The organism is Caballeronia sp. GAWG1-1 (assembly GCF_023631465.1).
Lineage (GTDB): Bacteria > Pseudomonadota > Gammaproteobacteria > Burkholderiales > Burkholderiaceae > Caballeronia.
In genome coordinates, this window is sequence record NZ_JALQDB010000037.1 from 195,122 (window position 1) to 212,614 (window position 17,493).

Below are 17,493 nucleotides of genomic sequence, written 5' to 3' on the forward strand. Positions count from 1 at the left end.
AAAAAACAACAGTGGGCCGCTTTGCGGCTCAAAAGAACCCTAGGGGTTTTCGCGCAGTTCAGGCAGGCATCGACATGGCTTTAGGCACTTCACAGACAGAACAGGCAGTACAGGCATCGCAGACGACACTCCGCCGAGGACTCAAGAGCCGGCATATCCAGTTGATCGCGCTTGGCGGCGCAATTGGCACCGGGCTCTTTTTGGGCGTCGCGCAAACCATCCGGCTCGCGGGGCCGTCCGTGCTGCTCGGCTATGCCATCGCCGGGCTGGCGGCGTTTTTCATCATGCGGCAGTTGGGCGAGATGGTCGTCGATGAACCGGTGGCCGGCTCGTTCAGCCATTTCGCTGCACGTTATTGGGGCAACGCGGCGGGCTTCATCTCCGGCTGGAACTATTGGGCGGTCTACATTCTCGTGAGCATGGCGGAGCTGTCGGCCATCGGCATCTACATGCAGTATTGGTGGCCGATGCTGCCCGCGTGGGTGTCGGCGCTCGTGTGCTTCGCGCTCGTCAACGCCATCAATCTGACGGGCGTGAAGTCATACGGCGAGATGGAGTTTTGGTTCGCCATCGTGAAGGTCGCGGCCATCGTCGGCATGATCCTGTTTGGCGCGTATCTGCTGATCTCGGGTCACGCGGGGCCGCAAGCGAGCGTTACCAACCTGTGGAAGCTCGGCGGCTTTTTTCCCTATGGCGTGAGCGGGCTCGTCATGTCCATGGCCGTCATCATGTTTTCGTTCGGCGGGCTCGAACTCGTCGGCATCACGGCAGCGGAAGCGGAAGACCCGTCGCGCAGCATTCCGCGCGCGACCAATCAGGTCATCTATCGCATTCTCATCTTCTATATCGGCGCGCTTGGCGTGCTGCTTTCGCTGTATCCGTGGGACAAGGTCGTGACGGGCGGCAGTCCGTTCGTGTTGATCTTCCGCGAGATGAACAGCGGCCTCGTCGCGAACGTGCTCAATGTGATCGTGCTGACGGCCGCGCTTTCGGTCTATAACAGCGGCGTCTATGCCAACAGCCGCATGCTTTACGGTCTCGCGCAGCAAGGCAATGCGCCGCGCGCCCTGTTGCGGGTGAGCGCGCGCGGCATTCCGCTCGTCGCGCTCGGCGTGTCGGCGCTCGTCACGGCGGCTTGCGTGCTCATCAATTACTTCATTCCGGGACGCGCCTTCGAATTGCTGATGGGTCTCGCGGTATCCGCGCTCGTCATCAACTGGGCGATGATCAGCATCATCCATCTGAAGTTCCGCGCCAGGAAGCGCGCGAGCGGCTCGGTGACGGCGTTCCCGAGCCTCGGCTATCCGCTCACGAACTATCTGTGTCTTGCATTCGTCGCGGGCATAGTCTGGGTGATGTTCGAGACGCCGGGCTTGCGGCTCTCCGTCTGGCTGATCCCGATCTGGCTGGCCGTTCTCGGAATCGGCTACTATCTCGGAAAAAGGAACGGCAGCGCGGGCCAATCGCGCCGCGCGCCGACTCGCTGAACTCCCGTCCCGAAGTCCTGAAACCACCACCATGTTCGAACATATCGATGCCTACCCCGGCGACCCGATTCTCACGCTGAACGAAAACTTTCAGAAGGACCCGCGCACCGACAAGGTCAATCTGAGTATCGGCATCTATTTCGACGATGCCGGCCGCCTTCCCGTGATGCAAGCCGTGCGCGAAGCCGAGCTTTCGCTCTTGCAGGAACTCGGCCCGAAGCCGTATCTGCCGATGGCCGGGTTCGCGCATTATCGCGATGCCGTGCAGACGCTCGTTTTTGGCGCCGAGAGCGCACCGCGTGCCGACGGACGCATTGCGAGCGTGCAGACGCTCGGTGGTTCGGGCGCGTTGAAAGTGGGCGCGGATTTCATCCGGCGTTACTTCCCGGACGCGAAGGTGTGGGTAAGCGATCCGACGTGGGAGAACCACCGTTTCATCTTCGAGCGCGCGGGCTTCGAAGTGAACACGTATCCCTATTACGACGAAGCAACCGGCGGGCTGTTGTTTGATGCCATGCTGGACGCCATCGACAAGCTGCCTGCAAAGAGCGTCGTGCTGCTGCATGCGTGCTGTCATAACCCGACAGGCGTCGATCTGGACGAAGCGCAGTGGGTGAAGGTCATCGACGTGCTGCAAAAGCGCGACTTGCTGCCCTTCGTCGACATGGCGTATCAAGGCTTCGGCGCAGGGCTCGACGCCGATGCCTTCGCGGTGCGCGAGATTGCGCGGCGCGGCGTGCCGGCGTTCGTCGCCAACTCGTTCTCGAAGAATTTCTCGCTGTACGGCGAGCGCTGTGGCGGTCTGCATGTCGTATGCGACGATGCCGCCGAAGCCGATCGCGTGCTCGGTCAATTGACGAGCGCGGTGCGCGCGAACTACAGTAATCCGCCGACGCACGGCGCGAAGATCGTGACCAAGGTGCTGAACACGCCGGAACTCGCGCAATCGTGGCGCGAGGAACTGGCGGCGATGTGTCAGCGCATCGCGCGTATGCGGCACGCGATTCACGACGGCCTGCGCGAGCATGTACGCGGCGAGGCGCTTGCGCGTTATATCAAGCAACGCGGCATGTTCACGTACACCGGCTTGCAGGCGGAGCAAGTGGACCGTCTGCGCGAGGAGTTCTGCGTATACATCTTGCGCTCCGGCCGCATGTGCGTCGCGGGCCTGAACGACAGCAACGTGCAGGTGGTGGCGAACTCCATCGGCAAGGTGCTGGCGCGCTAGTCATAAAGCGGGACACGAGAGCACGCTCTGCGAAGGCAGCGTGCCCGGTCCCGCATCCACCCTTCGAACCGCGCGGCGGCGTCGCAACGAGCCGCACGCTGTTCTCTCCCGCATTCGCGAGCACGTACTGCTCGGGACGTCCATCGGGCTGCCAGTACACGCGATACACCGCATCGTCTCGATAGACGTGCAGCGCGCCTCGTATCGTCTCGTCGCCGCGTTGCAGATTCACGCTTTCGCCTTCGCGCAGCGCGAATGAGTTGCCCGACGCGCCTTCGAGTGTGCCGCATGGCGCGGCTTCGGCGCTGCTTGCCGCGACAGCGCGAAACATCAACGCTATCGCGCATAGCGAAATCACACGAATGTTCATGAGTATCGGCCTCGTTCGATAAAGGGCTGCGCCCCACACTCCGCGCGCGTTTTGCCCGACGTCCCCGCGCGCGTGTGCTACCTTGAATGAAGCAGCGTTCAGTCCCGGAGGGCCGCCATGTCAGTGATCGCACCGGACGAGAAAGCGGAGTTTCTTGCGATTCTCGCGCGCCACCGTTTCACCGAGGGCGATTTCCTCGTGACCGAAGCAGGCGCGTCGGATGTCGTCGACGACGTCTATCCATTGCAGGGCTATGTGACGATCGTGCGGCGATCCACTTCGAAGGAACGCGAATATCGCATCGGGCATGGCTCCCACTGGACCGTTGCCTTCGAGAAGGATCTGAACAAGCGCGTGTTCGGCTGAGGCGGGCACGCGATATCGGGCACGATGACATCCCTGAAGCGGAGCACGCGATGAGACCGACCGATTTTGCCTCGTTCAAAGCGCATGTCGCCATGTTGTTGCGCGACCTGCCGCGCGGCATGACCGCTGATTTTAACGACGTGGCCGTGGCTTACTGGAACGGCAAGCAAGTGATGGGCGCGTACCTGCGCGATAACGGGCGTATCGACGAAGACTTCGATTTCGACGAGAACGCGTGGGGCGTGTGGTGCGACGAGTTCCTCGCGTGGCTCGACGCGCCGCGCTTCTCCGAACGAAGCGATCTGAAAGCTGCATTACTCGCCGATCTCCCCATGGCCGACGTTCGTCTCGGACGCTGGCCGCGCGCTCTGGCTTGAGCCATTGCAACGTGTCGTCACGGCACGCGAATTGCTACCCTCCCCCGGTTCACCATGTCCGAACCACGGCCGCAGGACGGCTGTGTTCCGCCATTCATCATCACGGAGGGTAGCAGTATGGCTGGCACCGGAAGACTTCATCCGCTCACGTTCGTCACGGCCGTCGGGTTCATCATCATCGGCGCGGTGCTTGCGGCCGGTGGTGCTTACCTCGTGACCTTGCAAGGATCGTGGTACTACGTAATGGCGGGCGCGGCCATCGTACTGACCGGCCTTTTGCTGTTGATACGGCGGCGCTCCGCGCTCTTGCTGTTTGCAATTTTCCTGTTCGCCTCGACGATCTGGGCCGTCTTCGAAGTCAAGTTCGATTTCTGGCAACTCATGCCGCGTCTCTGGATTTGGCTGCTGCTCGCACTGTGGCTGCTGATTCCATTCGTGCATCGCGGCGCGCTGTTCGGGCCGCCTTCGACTGCACGCGCCGCACGCGTGCCGCTGGCCGCTGCCGTCATCCTCACGCTGTTGCTCGGTGCAGGCACGTACTTTCAGGACTTCCATGACCGTCCGGGACGTATCGATGTCAACGTAGCCGCCGATCCGAATCAGGCCGATCTGAACGCCGGCACCGGACGCGCGGCAAGCGACTGGACCGATTACGGCGGCTCGCCGCTGGCGCAACGGTATGTGCCGATCGCGCAGATCACGCCCGAAAACGCGCATCAGCTGAAAGTGGCGTGGACGTTTCGCACCGGTGACATGCCCGGCCCCGACGATCCCACGGAGACGACGGACGAGAATACGCCGATCAAGGTCGGCAACACCATTTTTCTGTGCACGCCGCATAGCAAGGTGATCGCGCTCGATGCCGCGACGGGTGCGGAACGCTGGCGCTTCGATCCGCAAATTCAAAGTCCCATCGGCTTCAAACACTGGGAGCACATGACTTGCCGGGGCGTCGCTTATTACGATGCGGCAATGCACGTGGGTCCGCCCTCCGCCGCCGATGCGGCTGCTTCCGCTTCCGCTTCCGCGCCAGCGCTCGACGCGAGCGCATCCGCGCCCGCGGCTTCGACGGATACGACGGCTTCCGACGCCACCGCTTCGGCCAGCGCCTCCGCGCCCGCCGAAGCATCCGCGCCCGGCGCACCGGCCGCACCGGCCGCACCCGTAGCCGTTGCTCAAACCGCCGCCACCGGCGAGTGCTCGCGCCGTCTCTTTCTGCCGACCGCCGACGCCCGGCTCTTTGCGCTCGACGCCGATACCGGCAAACCCTGCACGAACTTCGGCAAGAACGGCGCGATCGATCTGCGTTTGAACATCGGACCGTTCACGCCCGGCGGCTATTACTCCACCTCGCCACCCGCTGTGGTGCGCAATCTGGTAATCGTCGGCGGTCACGTAACGGACAACGAATCGAACAACGAACCTTCTGGCGTGATCCGCGCGTTCGACGTGGACGACGGCCATCTGGTCTGGAACTGGGACTCGGGTAATCCGGACGCCACCGAACCGATCGCGCCGGGCGGCACCTACGTGCGCAACTCGCCCAACATGTGGTCGATGTTCAGCGTCGACGAAAAGCGCGGTCTCATTTATCTGCCGATGGGCAACCAAACGCCCGATCAGTGGGGCGGACAGCGCACGCCGCAAGCCGAGCGCTTCGCGGCAGGCCTGGTTGCGCTGGATGCGTTCACGGGCAAGCTGCGCTGGAACTACCAGTTTACGCACCACGATCTGTGGGACATGGATGTGGGCGGTCAACCGACGCTCGTCGATTTGCAGACGGCGGAGGGCACGCAACCGGCGGTGATTGCATCGACGAAACAGGGCAGCATTTACGTGCTGAACCGCGAGACCGGCAAGCCGATCGTGCCCATTACCGAGACGCCGGTGCCGCAAGGCGCTGCGCGTGGCGACCACACCGCGCCGACGCAGGCGGTTTCCGCGCTCAACTTCAATCCGCCGCGCGTGCGCGAGGCCGACATGTGGGGCACGACGCCGTTCGATCAGCTCTGGTGCCGTATCAAGTTCAAGAGTCTGCGTTACGAAGGCCCGTTCACGCCGCCGTCCGAGCAGGGCACGCTCGTGTTTCCGGGTAACTTCGGCGTGTTCGACTGGGGCGGCGTGTCGGTCGATCCGGTACGGCAGATCCTCATCGCGAATCCAGACTACATGGCGTTCGTGTCGAAACTGATTCCGCGCGAGAAGCTCGACGCGCAGCAAGGGGAAAAGAAGGGCAGCGAGACGAGCGGTATCAAGCAGGCGCGCGGCACGCCGTTCGCCTATGAGATCAGCGCGTTTCTTTCGCCGCTCGGCATTCCGTGTCAGGCGCCGCCGTGGGGTTACGTGGCGGGCGTGGATCTGCGCACGGGCGGGATTGCGTGGCAGCACAAGAACGGTACGATCCGCGATAGCGCGCCGCTGCCCATTCCGATGCCGCTCGGCGTGCCAAGCCTCGGCGGAACGATGGTCACGGCAGGCGGCGTGGCGTTCCTCACCGGTACGCTCGACCAGTACGTGCGCGCCTACGACGTGCGCGATGGCCACAAACTGTGGGAAGCGCGTCTGCCCGCGGGCGGCCAGGCGACGCCGATGAGTTACGCCGATGCCAGCGGCAAGCAATACGTGCTGGTCACGGCTGGCGGCCACGGTTCGCTCGGCACGAAAGCCGGCGACTACGTGATTGCCTACACGCTGCAGTAGCGCAAACGGTAAGCGAAAAAAAGGAACGGCGGGCAATTGCCCGCCGTTCCGTTTTCAACCTGCGCGACAGCATGATCGCCGCCGCATGTGGCGCGACTCAAGCCGCGCGCCGATAGGCATCGGCCATGAGCTTGCTGACTTTTGCGCGTGTCTTGAGCGCGTCCAGAAAAGCGGCGCGCACGGTCTTGGCAATGGCGAAAACAAACGAACTTGAGGTAACGGCGATGACGGCCATGACTAAACTCCCTTAAAAATGAACGACCTAGGGTAACTAACTAGGTAATAACCCTATATTAGCATGTTGTGACGCAGTGCAACAAGTTGCTTTCAATATTTCCAAAAGTGTGGTTTGCGTGCAAGCTGAAGGGCATAGGCCGCATGTGATGGAAGTGGAATCCAAATTGCTTCAATGCAGGGCAAAACCGACTGATTACGCCGTTCTTCCAGAAGGGAGGATGTATGAAAGGGGATCGCTCGAGCCGTGCCGGCGCGTTGCCGTGGCTGTGTAGCGCAGTAATCGTGTCGGCCATCATTGGCGGATGCAGCGGGGGAGGCGGTTCCAGTTCGACTCCGGCGGCGGGCAGCAGCGCGCCGGCGTCGAATCCTTCGGCGGCTTCTAGTCCGTCGGCGGCATCGACTCCGTCAGGCGCGTCGAGTCCTGCGGGCGCTTCGAGCCCTTCAGGCGCATCGGGCGCACCCGGCGCTTCAGGGTCTTCGGGGTCTTCGGGCGGAGCGGGCGGGGGCACCGTCGTTACCCCTGTCGCCCATCCGATGGACGTTGCGACCTATCACAACGACATCGGCCGCACCGGCCAGCAACTCGCGGAAACGAAGCTCACGCCCGCGAACGTCAATTCGACCACCTTCGGCAAGCTCAACGTGCTTGCGGCGGACGGACCCGTGGACGCGGAACCGCTCTTCCTGACGAGCGTGGCAATCGCGGGCGGCACGCACAACGTGCTCTACGTCGCCACCGAAAACGCCAGTGTCTACGCGTTCGACGCCGACACCGGCGCGATTCTGTGGAAATCGTCGACGTTAGGCGCAGGCGAAACACCGAGCGACGACCATGGCTGCGGCCAGATCACGCCGACTATCGGCATTACGGCGACGCCGGTCATCGACCGCACGCGCGGCCCGAATGGCGCGATCTACGTGGTCGGCATGTCGAAAGACACGTCGGGCAAGTATCACCAGCGCATTCACGCGCTCGACATCACGACAGGCGCGGAACTTTTCAACGGTCCGACCGAAATTGCCGCGTCGTATCCCGGCACGGGCGCGGGCAGCGCGAATGGCCGCGTGAGCTTCGATCCCGGCCAGTACGCCGAGCGCGCTTCGCTGTTGCTGCAAAACGGCGTGGTCTATACCGCGTGGACATCGCATTGCGACATCATGCCGTACACCGGTTGGGTGATCGGCTATAACGCCAGCACGCTGCAGCAGGCAAACGTGCTCAATCTCACGCCGAACGGCCAGATGGGCGCGATCTGGATGAGCGGCGCGGGCCTCGCGTCGGACGGCACGTCGATCTATTTCCTCGATGCCAACGGCACTTTCGACGCCACGCTCGACGGCAACGGCATGCCGATTCATGGCAATTTCGGCAACGGCTTTCTGAAACTCGGGACTTCGCCCGCCCTCGCCGTCACTGATTATTTCCAGCCGTCGAACACGGTGAACGAATCGGCAGCCGATGAAGATCTGGGTTCGGGCGGCGCGCTCGTATTGCCCGATCTCGTCGATACGGGCGGCACGACGCATCATCTCGCGCTCGGCGCGGGCAAGACATCGACGATCTACGTGGTCAATCGCGACGCGATGGGTAAGTTCGATTCGAATGCGGATCACATCTATCAGGAGATCGTCGGGCAGATTCGCGGCCCGATGTTCGCCATGCCCGCGTACTTCAACAACACCGTTTATTTCGGCTCGATTGGCGACAGCATCAAGGCGTTCGGCATCGCGAACGCCGCCTTGTCCACGACGCCGACGAGCCAGACCGCGAACAGTTTCGGCTCGCCGGGCGCCACACCGAGCGTGTCTGCGAACGGCGCGGCGAACGGCATCGTGTGGGCGGTGGAGAATGGCACCATCGCCGTGCTGCACGCCTACGACGCCAGCAATCTCGCGCGCGAGCTTTACAACAGCAATCAGGCGGCGGGCGCGCGCGATCAGTTCGGGCAGGGCAACAAGTTCATTACGCCGATGATCGCGAACGGCAAGGTCTATGTGGGGACGCGCAACGGCGTGGGCGTGTTCGGTCTGCGGTGATGCCTGTCATGGACGCGGATTGGTGGCGATGAATTGCTTCACGGCGGCGTAGGCGGGCTTGGGCGTCTGGCCGTCGTCGAGGATCACGCCGTAAGGTCCTTCGCCGCCAGGCGGATCGTCGTAGAGCTGGTAGATCTGCAAGGATTCGATGTCGTAGCGCACCGCGATCGCTCTCAGGCCGCCGAGCATGTCGTTGGCAAGGAAGGCGGCCGCTTGCTGATCGGTGCCGAAGTCGGGCCGCACGCCCATTTCATTGATCCATACCGGCTTGCCGAACCGGGCAAGCGCGCCGATGACGTTGTAGCAGCCCGTGCCGCCGCACGCGTGCTCGATGTTGCCCTGGTCGGAATACCAGTGCCATGCCGTGATGTCCCACGTCACGATGGGATGCCCGCCCGAACCGTCCGGCTGTGTGCCGTTCGCGAGCATCGTCACGAAGCCGTATTGCATCCACGCATTGCCGCCCATGACGATCTTGCCCGACGGGTCCATCGACTTGATGCCGGCGATCATGCCTCGGATGACGCCACGCGCAATCTGGAACTTTTGGTTGTCGAAGTCCGTGGGCCGCACGCCGTCCACCCATCCGGCGACCGTTGCCGAGCCGAGTTCGTTGGTCACTTCGTAGTAGGCGTAACGCTGCACACTCACGACGTCGCGCGCGAGCGCATAGGCCGATTGATACGCGGAGTCTTCATCGGCAAAATCGATGCCCATCAAGATCACCGGGTACACCGTCACCCCACCGGCGGCCAGCGCGTTGGCTACATTGGCGAGACGCATGGCGGTTGATTTGCTATACACCTCGTTGCGATACAGTTTGATGCCGAGATCCTGAAGCTGCGCTAATTGTCTGGCGGCGCCAGCGAGATAATAGACATCGCCATAACTGTTGTGACCGTTCATTCCGTAGAATAAATCGCTGGCGACGGGATTTATGGCGGCGGACGCGGCGTGATGACGATAGCGTGAATTATCGACGCTCGATGGCACGTTAGCGCTGTCCGAACCACCGCAAGCGGTTAATAACAGACTTGCTGAAAAGATCGCAGGCAAAACCGGTTTTGTGTTTCTGCAAAAACGAATTAAGCGATGAGCGATTTGCATAATCCAAAACAAGCCGATGACGTGTGCTCGCCTATGTCGCGGAAAATTAAATTCATTCGCGGACGCGAAGACAGGTGAATAGCGCGATGCTGATAACGCGAAGCGCAAGCGGGGCCGCGCCTTTTGCCGATGGAAATGGCGCGGTGCGTCGAGAAATATAGACGGTGACAGACGGGATAATCAAGACTTAATCGCGTCACTTTCACGAGCCGCGCTTATCTTTGCGAGATAATCGAAGAGCGGAGGATGTAATCTTAATGGCGACAGCGATTCAGGCTTCAGAAGGAAACGCGTTGCGAGATTTATTTGGTCGGAAAAATTAAAGCTGAATAGTCAGCGGGCAATGCGCGGCGCATTTGAAAATAGAAAATTCGCGACGCGCCGCCCACGACGTGTTGGAGAGAATGATAAACGACGTATGCTTCTGACCTTTGTCGTTTCAATCGACTTCGCGCGTTCTCGAATTACGCATCCGATCCAATATCGCGCGGCACTTCGCCAATTTGCCGAAACACGCTCAACCAGTCTTCCAGATGCCACGTCTTCGACACACGGTCATCGCGTATCTCATGGAACGAGTGAATGGCAAACCGAACCGGCTTCGATGTCGCCGCGATGCCCATCAACGGACCGGACTGCGTACCGCTCACCTCCGCGCGCACGCCGACGCGATTGTCCTGCGTGAGCATGTCTAGAATCTCGATGCGCATGTCAGGCAGCGCAGCCGCCATCTCCGCGAAGATGGGGATCATCTGGTCGGGACCGGCTTTGAAGCCTGCCGGCTCAGGCAGATATTCCCAGTCCGACGTCACGGCTTGGCGCAGCAAGTTCACGTCCTTTTGCGCGAAGGCGGCGTAAAGACGCTCGACGGCCGCGCGGGCTTCTGACTGGGTGATGTGTTCTGCCTCCATGGTGCCTCCTGAGCGTTAGGGATGCGGCGTTGCAACCCACTTTAACCCAATGGTCCGGATCGGGTGATCTGTCGTGTTAAGCTCGCGTTTCTTCGTTGGGGAGTAGCCGGCTTTCCCGCCCGGGAAAGCGTCCATGTCAACACGCTCGGTCTTTCGACCGTGGCATGGGCAGCCGTCACAGGTTGGCAAGACCATCGACAGAATGCGCTTCCGGTCGGGCGCGCCTTCTGTCCTTGTGCTTGCCCGACCAGACCAGAGCGCTACTCGATGAACCTCGCTTCCACCGTATTCCTTGCTTTCGCCATGTCCACCGACGCCTTCGCCGCCGCCGTGGGCAAAGGCGCGAGCCTGCATAAACCGCGCATCGGCGAGGCGCTCAAGGCGGGAGTCATCTTCGGCGTAATCGAGGCGCTCACACCGCTCGTCGGGTGGGCGCTCGGCCGCGCCGCCGCGCAATACGTCACCGCGTGGGACCACTGGATCGCTTTCGGCCTGCTTTTCGTGCTCGGCGCGCGCATGATCCGCGAAGGCTTAAGCAAATCGGCTCACGAAGAAGAGAAGCCCAACTCACATTCCTTCTGGGTGCTCGCCGTCACGGGCTTTGCCACCAGCATCGACGCGATGGCGGTCGGCGCGGGCCTCGCGTTCATCGACGTCGATATCTTCTCGACCGCCGCGACCATCGGCTTCGCAACCATGCTCATGGTGACCATCGGCGTGATGGTCGGACGGCTGGTCGGCGCGACTATCGGCAAGCGCGCGGAGATCTTGGGCGGGCTGATTCTCATCGGCGTGGGCAGCGTGATCCTTGCGGAGCATCTCAATTACTTGAGTTGATGCGAAGTTCTGCATGTCGCGTTTGAAATCGCCGCCCATGCCACGAACTCACCACTTCGCCTCATCCGTTCCCGGCGGCACCGATGGCCTCGCGTAACCCGCCGGCGTGCGCTCGAAGCGCGCGCTCGGCGTGACCGCGCGCAGCATGCCGAAACCCGATTCGCGTTCCTCGGTGTATGCGGCGATGTCCGGCCGCGCCGTCTTCAACCCTCCGTCGATACGTCCAAGCCCGCGCAGCCAGTGTCCCGTCTGTGCGAGCGAAACCTCCACGTGCCAGCTACCGCCTTCCGTTTGTTGCTTCCATAGCGCGGCGGCCGCGCCGAATGCCATCAGAAAGCCGCTCGCCATGTCGAGCATCTGCATGGGCAGCGCTCGCGGTTTGCCATCGCCCTGCGCTTCGCCTTCGGCGGCGTTGAAGCCTATCGCGGTCTGCACGAGCGAATCGAAGCCACGCCGATCCGCCCACGGACCTTCCGTGCCATAAGCCGACAAGGACACGTACACGATGCCCGGCCGCCGCGCCACCAGCGCCTCGGGCCCGAAGCCAAGCTCGGCGATCCCGCCCGGCCGATAGCCTTGCGAGAAGACATGCGCCTCATCGATCAGCCGCCACAGCGTCGCGCGACCGTCCTCCGTGTGCAGGTCGAGATGCGCGGAGCGCTTGCCGCGACTCGTCTCGGCGATAGCGGGAATGTTCGGCAGATGCGGCGAATTCACGAGCATCACGTCCGCGCCGAACGAGGCGAGCGCTCGACCGCCCGTGGGACCGGCAAGGATGCGCGTGACGTCCAGCACGCGGATATCGGTCAGCGGGCGCGCGTCATTGTCGAGCGCGGGCAGCGCGAGAGGCGCGGCGTCGCCGATACGCGTGATCTTCAGCAACGGCTGCGCGGCGATGGCTTTGGCTTGCGGCGTCGCATCCCATTCTTCGAAGCTGCGCAGCATCGTCACGACGAGGCCGCGTTCGGCGCACGCGGTTTCGTAATCGTTCGCGCGCCATTCGAGCAGCGCGCGTTCGGCATCGGCGCGCGTGGCGCTGTGCGGGTCGAGACCCAGCACGCGCAACGCGCCATCCTGATGATGCTCGAAGTTTGCGTGTATGCGCACGTAGCCATCGGCCGTGCGGTAGAGGCCCGAGAACTCGCCCCAGGTCTCGGGTTCGGCGCCATCGACCGTGAACCAGTCGGTGCATTCGACGGCCGCGTGCGTCATGTCGACGCTCACGCGCTGGCGGTCGACGCCGCGCGCATGAGCCAGCTCGGAGGCCGCGAGCGCTGCCGCCGCGATGGTCGATTGCGCCGCTTCGCCCACGGCGAACGATGACGGGAACACCGGGTCGTGTCCGGGTAGATCGACGAGGTGGAGGGCATCGTCGGGGAGGCCGGCGAGTTGCCAGAGATTCGTAAGCGTTGCGAAAGAAGTCATGGCGATGAGTGCGCGCGGGTCAGCGATGACGCATTGTCGCGCCGATTGATTGAGCGCGCACGTTGCGCTTGTCTGCAGCGCGTGGATCAGCGGAAAAAGTGGTCCGCGAGGCGGCGCAGGCGGTCGCGACTTGACGCCGACGGCTCAACGCTTGGCATAGGCCCGCAGGATGCCCACCGCCAACCGCCCGCACACCGTCACTTCCCCGCCATCGCCAACACGCGCTCCAGCTCAGGCAAATCCACCGGCTTGACCAAATGTGCGTCGAACCCGGCCGCCCGCGTGCGCGCCATGTCTTCGTCGGAACCAAGACCCGTCATTGCGGCGACGATCACACGCTTGCCTTCATCGCGCATCTGACGAATGACGTCGAAGCCCGTCATGCCCGGCATCGATAGATCGAGCAGCACGACTTGCGGACGCGTCGTCCCGAACGATGCCAGCGCTTCCGGGCCGTCATACGCCGCGCGCGCCGCGTGACCGAGCATATCGACGAGCAAGGTCATGCTGTCGGCCGAGTCGCGATTGTCGTCGACGACGAGCACGTCGAGCTGACGGCTCGCCACTGCATTCGGCGCGGAAGGCGGCATGATGCCCTGCGTGGGCGGTTGCGCGAGCGGCAGCCACAAACTGAACGCGCTGCCCTTGCCAGTGCCGCCGCTCTTCGCCTCGACGTGGCCGCCATGCAATTCGGCGATCGCTCGAACCAGCGTGAGGCCGATGCCAAGCCCGCCTTCATCCGGATGCGCGCCCGGCGCATGCTCCTGCACGAAAAGATCGAACACGGAGGCGAGCGCATCGGCGGAAATGCCGCGACCCTGATCCGTCACGCGCAGAAGCGCCGCGCCGCCGCGTGGACCGATTTCCAGCCGGATGGTCGACTCGGGCGGACTGAATTTCGCCGCGTTGTTGAGCAGGTTATTGAGCGCTTGCACGAGCCGCGTCGGGTCGCCATTGACGAAGAGGCGCTGGCCGCTGTCGTCCACGTCGAGCCGCTGCCCGCGCGCCTCGAAAAGCGGTTGACTCGCTTCGACACTCAGGTGCACGACATCGGCGATATCCACGGTCTCGGTCGCGAGCCGGATCTTGCCGGAACTCACGCGGCCCGCTTCGAGCAGATCGTCCACCAGCTTGGTCAGATGCGCGAGCTGCCGGTCGACGATATGGCGGCTGCGAATGACATCGGCATCGTCGGAAGCCTTCAGTTTGAGAATGCTCACCGCGTTGCGAATGGGCGCGAGCGGATTGCGCAGTTCATGGCCGAGCAACGCGAGAAACTCGTTCATGCGGCGGCTCGACGCCTCGAGTTCTTCCAAACGCCTGCGCGCGGTCATGTCGCGCGTGATGGCGACGAAGCCTTTTTCGCGGCCATCGGCGGCGGGCAGCGCGCTCAGAATGACGTGCGCCCAGAACTCCGAGCCGTCCTTGCGCGTGCGCCAGTCCTCGTGTTCCGTGCGGCCGCGTTCCGCCGCGAGACGCAAGTCGTCGCCAGGACGGTCGCGGCCCTGTTCGTCCGACAGATAGAAGAGCGCGAAATGCCGGCCGATCGCTTCTTGCGCGGTGAAGCCGTAGAGCGCGCGCGCGCCGTCGTTCCACGAACGGATGATGCCGTCGTGGTCGAGCATGCAGATGGCGTAGTCGCTCACCGAATGGATGAGGAGCCGCAGGCGTTCGTCCGCTTCCGTCGCGCGGCGGCGATCCGTGATGTCGTGGATGAAGCACGCGAACTGCCGCTGCCCGTCGAACCACACTTCGCTGATGGTCAGCTCGGCGGCGAATTCGCTGCCGTCGCGGCGCAGCGCATGCAGTTCCACGCGCGTGTTCATCATGCGCGCCTCGCCGGTGGCGAGATAGCGCGTGAGACCGGCGCGATGCGCATCGCGATAACGCTCCGGCACGATGAGCTGCGCGAGTTCGCGGTCGAGCGCCTCTTGCGCGCGCCAGCCGAAGAGGCTGGTTGCGGCCTCGTTCCAGTCCACGACCATGCCGGCTTCGTCCATGGCGACGAACGCAATATGCGCGTTGTCGAGCACGGTGCGGCGACGACGCATGGCATCGGCGAGCTTTTTTTCGTATTCGATACGTAACGACAATTCGACCGTCAGGTCCGCATTTACGCTTTGATTCTCTTGCAGGAGTTTGCGGTTCTCCTGCGCGATTTCCTCGCGTGCAAAGGTTTCCGCAATGCACGCGCAAAACGCGTTGAGAATGGAGATATCGCTTTGGCTGAAGTAATCGGGTTCGCTTGAAACGAGTTTCAGCACCGCGACCGAACGGCCTTCGTAAATGACCGGCGCGACCACCATGGAGACAGCGCCGACGGCTTCGCATGCAGCACGATCCACGCGATGATCATTCGCCGTATTGCGGCTGATGAGCGCTTGTTGCCGCGTGATGCACAAGCCCGAAAGACTGCCCGCGGTGGGCAAACGCGTGCCGACGCTTTTCGCGGCGACTCCGCTCGCCGCGCAATAGACGAGCTGATCGCCTTCGATCCACTCGACAACCGCGGACGCCACGCCGGCAACTTCCCTCAAGGTATCCGTGACTCTTTGCAGATAAGCGGGAAGCGGTAGCCGGGAATGGGCGAGACTTGCAAAAATAGCGAACCAGCGCTGAAAGTGCGCCTGACGGTTATGTTCCGCCTTTGATTTCATGTTCGGAGTCGAAGCCTCGAATTGCGAGTGCATAGCTCTTGTTCCAATCGACGGATCGCGAATTGTAATCGCGGAAATATCGAAAAGCGCAGCCGATATTTTATTTTGGTATTGAAACACAAAATCCTGCGCAAACGTTTGCGAGGAGAGGAAATTTTGACTCCGCTTGTAAGGCGAAGCTGAATCGATTAGGAGTCGATACGGCGAAACCCGCCTTTCGGATGCAAGTCATGCATGCCTTTTAAACGCCGGACCGATTGAAAAACAATATTCTTTGTAGCTTCAGCGGTAAAAACAGCGAACTTCGAATACCGATTTACTTGCCTTCGTCAGAAGCCGGTAAATTTTGGCTTCGGGCTTCGGGCTTCGGGCTTCGGGCTCCGGGCTTCGGGCTCATGCAGTCCGCGCCGCCGGACGAATGCCGGATGGCCGCGCCGCCTTGAACCAGCGTTCTGCCGCCACCCAACGATTCTTGCCCGCGCGCTTGGCTTCGTAGAGTGCGTTGTCGGCGTCGCGCAACACGCCGTCGAGTTCGCGGTCGTCGTCGCTGAACTTCGCAATGCCGATACTCACGCCGATCCCAAGCGCCATCCCGTCGTTCGCCATGAATGGCTTCGACAGTTCGCGCACGAGCGTATCGGCGAGTGCCGGCGGGTCGGCTTCGGGCGGCGTCACGATCACGAATTCGTCGCCGCCCAGGCGCGCGACCAGCGCGCCTTCGCCCGATACCAGGCGCAAGCGTTTCGCGACGAGCGCGAGGAGCGTGTCGCCAATTTCGTGGCCGTGATCGTCGTTGATCGCCTTGAAGCCGTCGAGATCGAGATAGAGCAGCGCGCTTTCATCGTTCTGATAACGCTTGCCTGGCACGCGCGAGCGCAACGCCCGGAACAGACCGGCGCGATTGAGCAGGCCGGTGAGCTCGTCGTATCGCGCGCGGCGGTCGTTTTCCTGCTCGGCCTTCATCGTCGTGACGAGCATGCCGTTCAGGCGGTACGCGGCGGCGCTCATCGCGAAGAGATAAAACGGAATCTGCAGGCACGTGACCCAGAGCGTCGGCTCGCCCGACAGGAGTGCGCCTACGCAGCACGGCCCGAGCGACAGGAAGATCATCACGGCGACCAGACGCGGCGCGCCGAAGTTGCGAAAACAGATGCCGCCAACCATCGCGGCCGCCGACAAAAACGAGAGCGTGGCCGCGACCCAGTCGCCGGAGAGCACGCTGACGAGGGCGCCGTAGCCGACCGTCGCGCCCCACATGGGCGCGAGCAGCACATAGAGATCGGTGAACGTGGCGCGCCGTTCGCGCGCGCGGCGGCGCGCAAGGACGAGCACGACGAGCCGCACGAAACACACGGCGATTTCGAGCGCGAGCCACACATGAAACGCGATGGTCGGATGACGGCGCGTGAGCACCCAGGCGACGAGAATCGTGTTGAGCACGCCGCCCGCGAAAATGGGCAGCGTGCCGAACAGACTGCCGACCAGGGCGACGCGAATCGCGCGGGGGATGTCTGGCCCCGCGTGCAGTAACCACTTGGCTGCCCGCAAGCGGGGCAGCGTGTACACCTCAGTCAGTTGGTCCATGTCGGTGCGATGCGCGGATCGGCAAAGGCCGGAGTGGCGAAAAGCCATCCATCACATCGGTTAACGGCGGGGGCGCGGGGAGCTTTAGGGCGCCGATGACGGCCGTTCGACGCGAAGCGTTCCGCCTCCACCGATCGAAGCCGTAAAGGTTTACTCCTGCAACTCCTTCA

The 17,493-nt window shown here is 62.7% G+C and carries 14 protein-coding genes and 1 riboswitch; of the genes, 8 read left to right on the forward strand and 6 right to left on the reverse strand.

The window, feature by feature from the left end:
• Window positions 1-74 precede the first annotated feature (74 nt).
• The 6 genes from NCT03_RS26040 to NCT03_RS26065 all read left to right on the forward strand — a co-directional run bounded on the left by NCT03_RS26040 (window position 75) and on the right by NCT03_RS26065 (window position 6,528).
• On the forward strand, window positions 75-1,487 hold the full coding sequence (locus NCT03_RS26040) for an amino acid permease (protein ID WP_250494447.1): 1,413 nt from the start codon (window positions 75-77) through the stop codon (window positions 1,485-1,487).
• Window positions 1,488-1,518: 31 nt separating this feature from the next.
• Window positions 1,519-2,715, forward strand: coding sequence for an amino acid aminotransferase (locus NCT03_RS26045; protein WP_250494448.1), 1,197 nt, complete (start codon window positions 1,519-1,521; stop codon window positions 2,713-2,715).
• 40 nt (window positions 2,716-2,755) lie between these two features.
• Complete coding sequence (locus NCT03_RS26050; RefSeq protein ID WP_250494449.1) at window positions 2,756-2,974, forward strand: hypothetical protein; 219 nt, start codon at window positions 2,756-2,758, stop codon at window positions 2,972-2,974.
• Window positions 2,975-3,202: 228 nt separating this feature from the next.
• Window positions 3,203-3,451, forward strand: a complete 249-nt coding sequence (locus tag NCT03_RS26055; protein WP_244830978.1) for a hypothetical protein — start codon at window positions 3,203-3,205, stop codon at window positions 3,449-3,451.
• Window positions 3,452-3,501: 50 nt separating this feature from the next.
• A complete protein-coding gene (locus tag NCT03_RS26060) occupies window positions 3,502-3,828 on the forward strand; it encodes a hypothetical protein (RefSeq protein ID WP_250494450.1) in 327 nt (108 codons plus the stop codon).
• 117 nt (window positions 3,829-3,945) lie between these two features.
• Window positions 3,946-6,528: a glucose/quinate/shikimate family membrane-bound PQQ-dependent dehydrogenase gene (locus NCT03_RS26065; RefSeq protein WP_250494451.1), complete on the forward strand. Its 2,583-nt coding sequence runs from the start codon at window positions 3,946-3,948 to the stop codon at window positions 6,526-6,528.
• Between the two features lie 97 nt (window positions 6,529-6,625).
• Here NCT03_RS26065 and NCT03_RS26070 read toward each other — a convergent pair whose 3' ends face one another.
• Entirely contained in the window at window positions 6,626-6,763 is a 138-nt protein-coding gene (locus NCT03_RS26070; protein WP_244830975.1) for a hypothetical protein, read from the reverse strand.
• A gap of 224 nt (window positions 6,764-6,987) precedes the next feature.
• On the opposite strand from NCT03_RS26070, the gene NCT03_RS26075 reads away from it, so the two are divergent.
• A complete protein-coding gene (locus NCT03_RS26075) occupies window positions 6,988-8,802 on the forward strand; it encodes a PQQ-binding-like beta-propeller repeat protein (RefSeq protein WP_250494452.1) in 1,815 nt (604 codons plus the stop codon).
• A gap of 6 nt (window positions 8,803-8,808) precedes the next feature.
• Here the strand turns inward: NCT03_RS26075 and NCT03_RS26080 are convergent, their stop codons facing one another.
• Window positions 8,809-9,708 (reverse strand): glycoside hydrolase family protein, encoded by a 900-nt coding sequence (locus NCT03_RS26080; RefSeq protein ID WP_250494453.1) that lies wholly within the window; start codon window positions 9,706-9,708, stop codon window positions 8,809-8,811.
• Window positions 9,709-10,373: 665 nt separating this feature from the next.
• Window positions 10,374-10,820: an ester cyclase gene (locus NCT03_RS26085; RefSeq protein ID WP_250494454.1), complete on the reverse strand. Its 447-nt coding sequence runs from the start codon at window positions 10,818-10,820 to the stop codon at window positions 10,374-10,376.
• A gap of 85 nt (window positions 10,821-10,905) precedes the next feature.
• Window positions 10,906-11,073: riboswitch (yybP-ykoY riboswitch) on the forward strand.
• Window positions 11,074-11,087: 14 nt separating this feature from the next.
• On the opposite strand from NCT03_RS26085, the gene mntP reads away from it, so the two are divergent.
• Window positions 11,088-11,657 carry a manganese efflux pump MntP gene (gene mntP, locus NCT03_RS26090; protein WP_250494455.1) on the forward strand — a complete coding sequence of 190 codons (570 nt, stop codon included), beginning with the start codon at window positions 11,088-11,090 and terminating at the stop codon, window positions 11,655-11,657.
• A gap of 48 nt (window positions 11,658-11,705) precedes the next feature.
• Here the strand turns inward: mntP and NCT03_RS26095 are convergent, their stop codons facing one another.
• The 3 genes from NCT03_RS26095 to NCT03_RS26105 form a co-directional block, all read right to left on the reverse strand.
• Window positions 11,706-13,082: a CoA transferase gene (locus tag NCT03_RS26095; RefSeq protein WP_250494456.1), complete on the reverse strand. Its 1,377-nt coding sequence runs from the start codon at window positions 13,080-13,082 to the stop codon at window positions 11,706-11,708.
• Window positions 13,083-13,279: 197 nt separating this feature from the next.
• A complete protein-coding gene (locus NCT03_RS26100; RefSeq protein ID WP_250494457.1) occupies window positions 13,280-15,739 on the reverse strand; it encodes a hybrid sensor histidine kinase/response regulator in 2,460 nt (819 codons plus the stop codon).
• A gap of 393 nt (window positions 15,740-16,132) precedes the next feature.
• Window positions 16,133-17,323 (reverse strand): GGDEF domain-containing protein, encoded by a 1,191-nt coding sequence (locus NCT03_RS26105; protein ID WP_244830968.1) that lies wholly within the window; start codon window positions 17,321-17,323, stop codon window positions 16,133-16,135.
• Window positions 17,324-17,493: the final 170 nt, after the last annotated feature.

What these genes read in the sequence shown, in the direction of transcription:
- NCT03_RS26045 (WP_250494448.1), top strand. Translation starts at nt 1,519, where the DNA reads ATGTTCGAACATATCGATGCCTACCCCGGCGACCCGATTCTCACGCTG.
- NCT03_RS26070 (WP_244830975.1), bottom strand. Translation starts at nt 6,763, where the DNA reads ATGGCCGTCATCGCCGTTACCTCAAGTTCGTTTGTTTTCGCCATTGCC.
- NCT03_RS26060 (WP_250494450.1), top strand. Translation starts at nt 3,502, where the DNA reads ATGAGACCGACCGATTTTGCCTCGTTCAAAGCGCATGTCGCCATGTTG.
- NCT03_RS26040 (WP_250494447.1), top strand. Translation starts at nt 75, where the DNA reads ATGGCTTTAGGCACTTCACAGACAGAACAGGCAGTACAGGCATCGCAG.
- NCT03_RS26055 (WP_244830978.1), top strand. Translation starts at nt 3,203, where the DNA reads ATGTCAGTGATCGCACCGGACGAGAAAGCGGAGTTTCTTGCGATTCTC.
- NCT03_RS26065 (WP_250494451.1), top strand. Translation starts at nt 3,946, where the DNA reads ATGGCTGGCACCGGAAGACTTCATCCGCTCACGTTCGTCACGGCCGTC.
- NCT03_RS26080 (WP_250494453.1), bottom strand. Translation starts at nt 9,708, where the DNA reads ATGAACGGTCACAACAGTTATGGCGATGTCTATTATCTCGCTGGCGCC.
- NCT03_RS26105 (WP_244830968.1), bottom strand. Translation starts at nt 17,323, where the DNA reads ATGGACCAACTGACTGAGGTGTACACGCTGCCCCGCTTGCGGGCAGCC.
- NCT03_RS26075 (WP_250494452.1), top strand. Translation starts at nt 6,988, where the DNA reads ATGAAAGGGGATCGCTCGAGCCGTGCCGGCGCGTTGCCGTGGCTGTGT.
- NCT03_RS26100 (WP_250494457.1), bottom strand. Translation starts at nt 15,739, where the DNA reads ATGAAATCAAAGGCGGAACATAACCGTCAGGCGCACTTTCAGCGCTGG.
- NCT03_RS26095 (WP_250494456.1), bottom strand. Translation starts at nt 13,082, where the DNA reads ATGACTTCTTTCGCAACGCTTACGAATCTCTGGCAACTCGCCGGCCTC.
- NCT03_RS26085 (WP_250494454.1), bottom strand. Translation starts at nt 10,820, where the DNA reads ATGGAGGCAGAACACATCACCCAGTCAGAAGCCCGCGCGGCCGTCGAG.
- mntP (WP_250494455.1), top strand. Translation starts at nt 11,088, where the DNA reads ATGAACCTCGCTTCCACCGTATTCCTTGCTTTCGCCATGTCCACCGAC.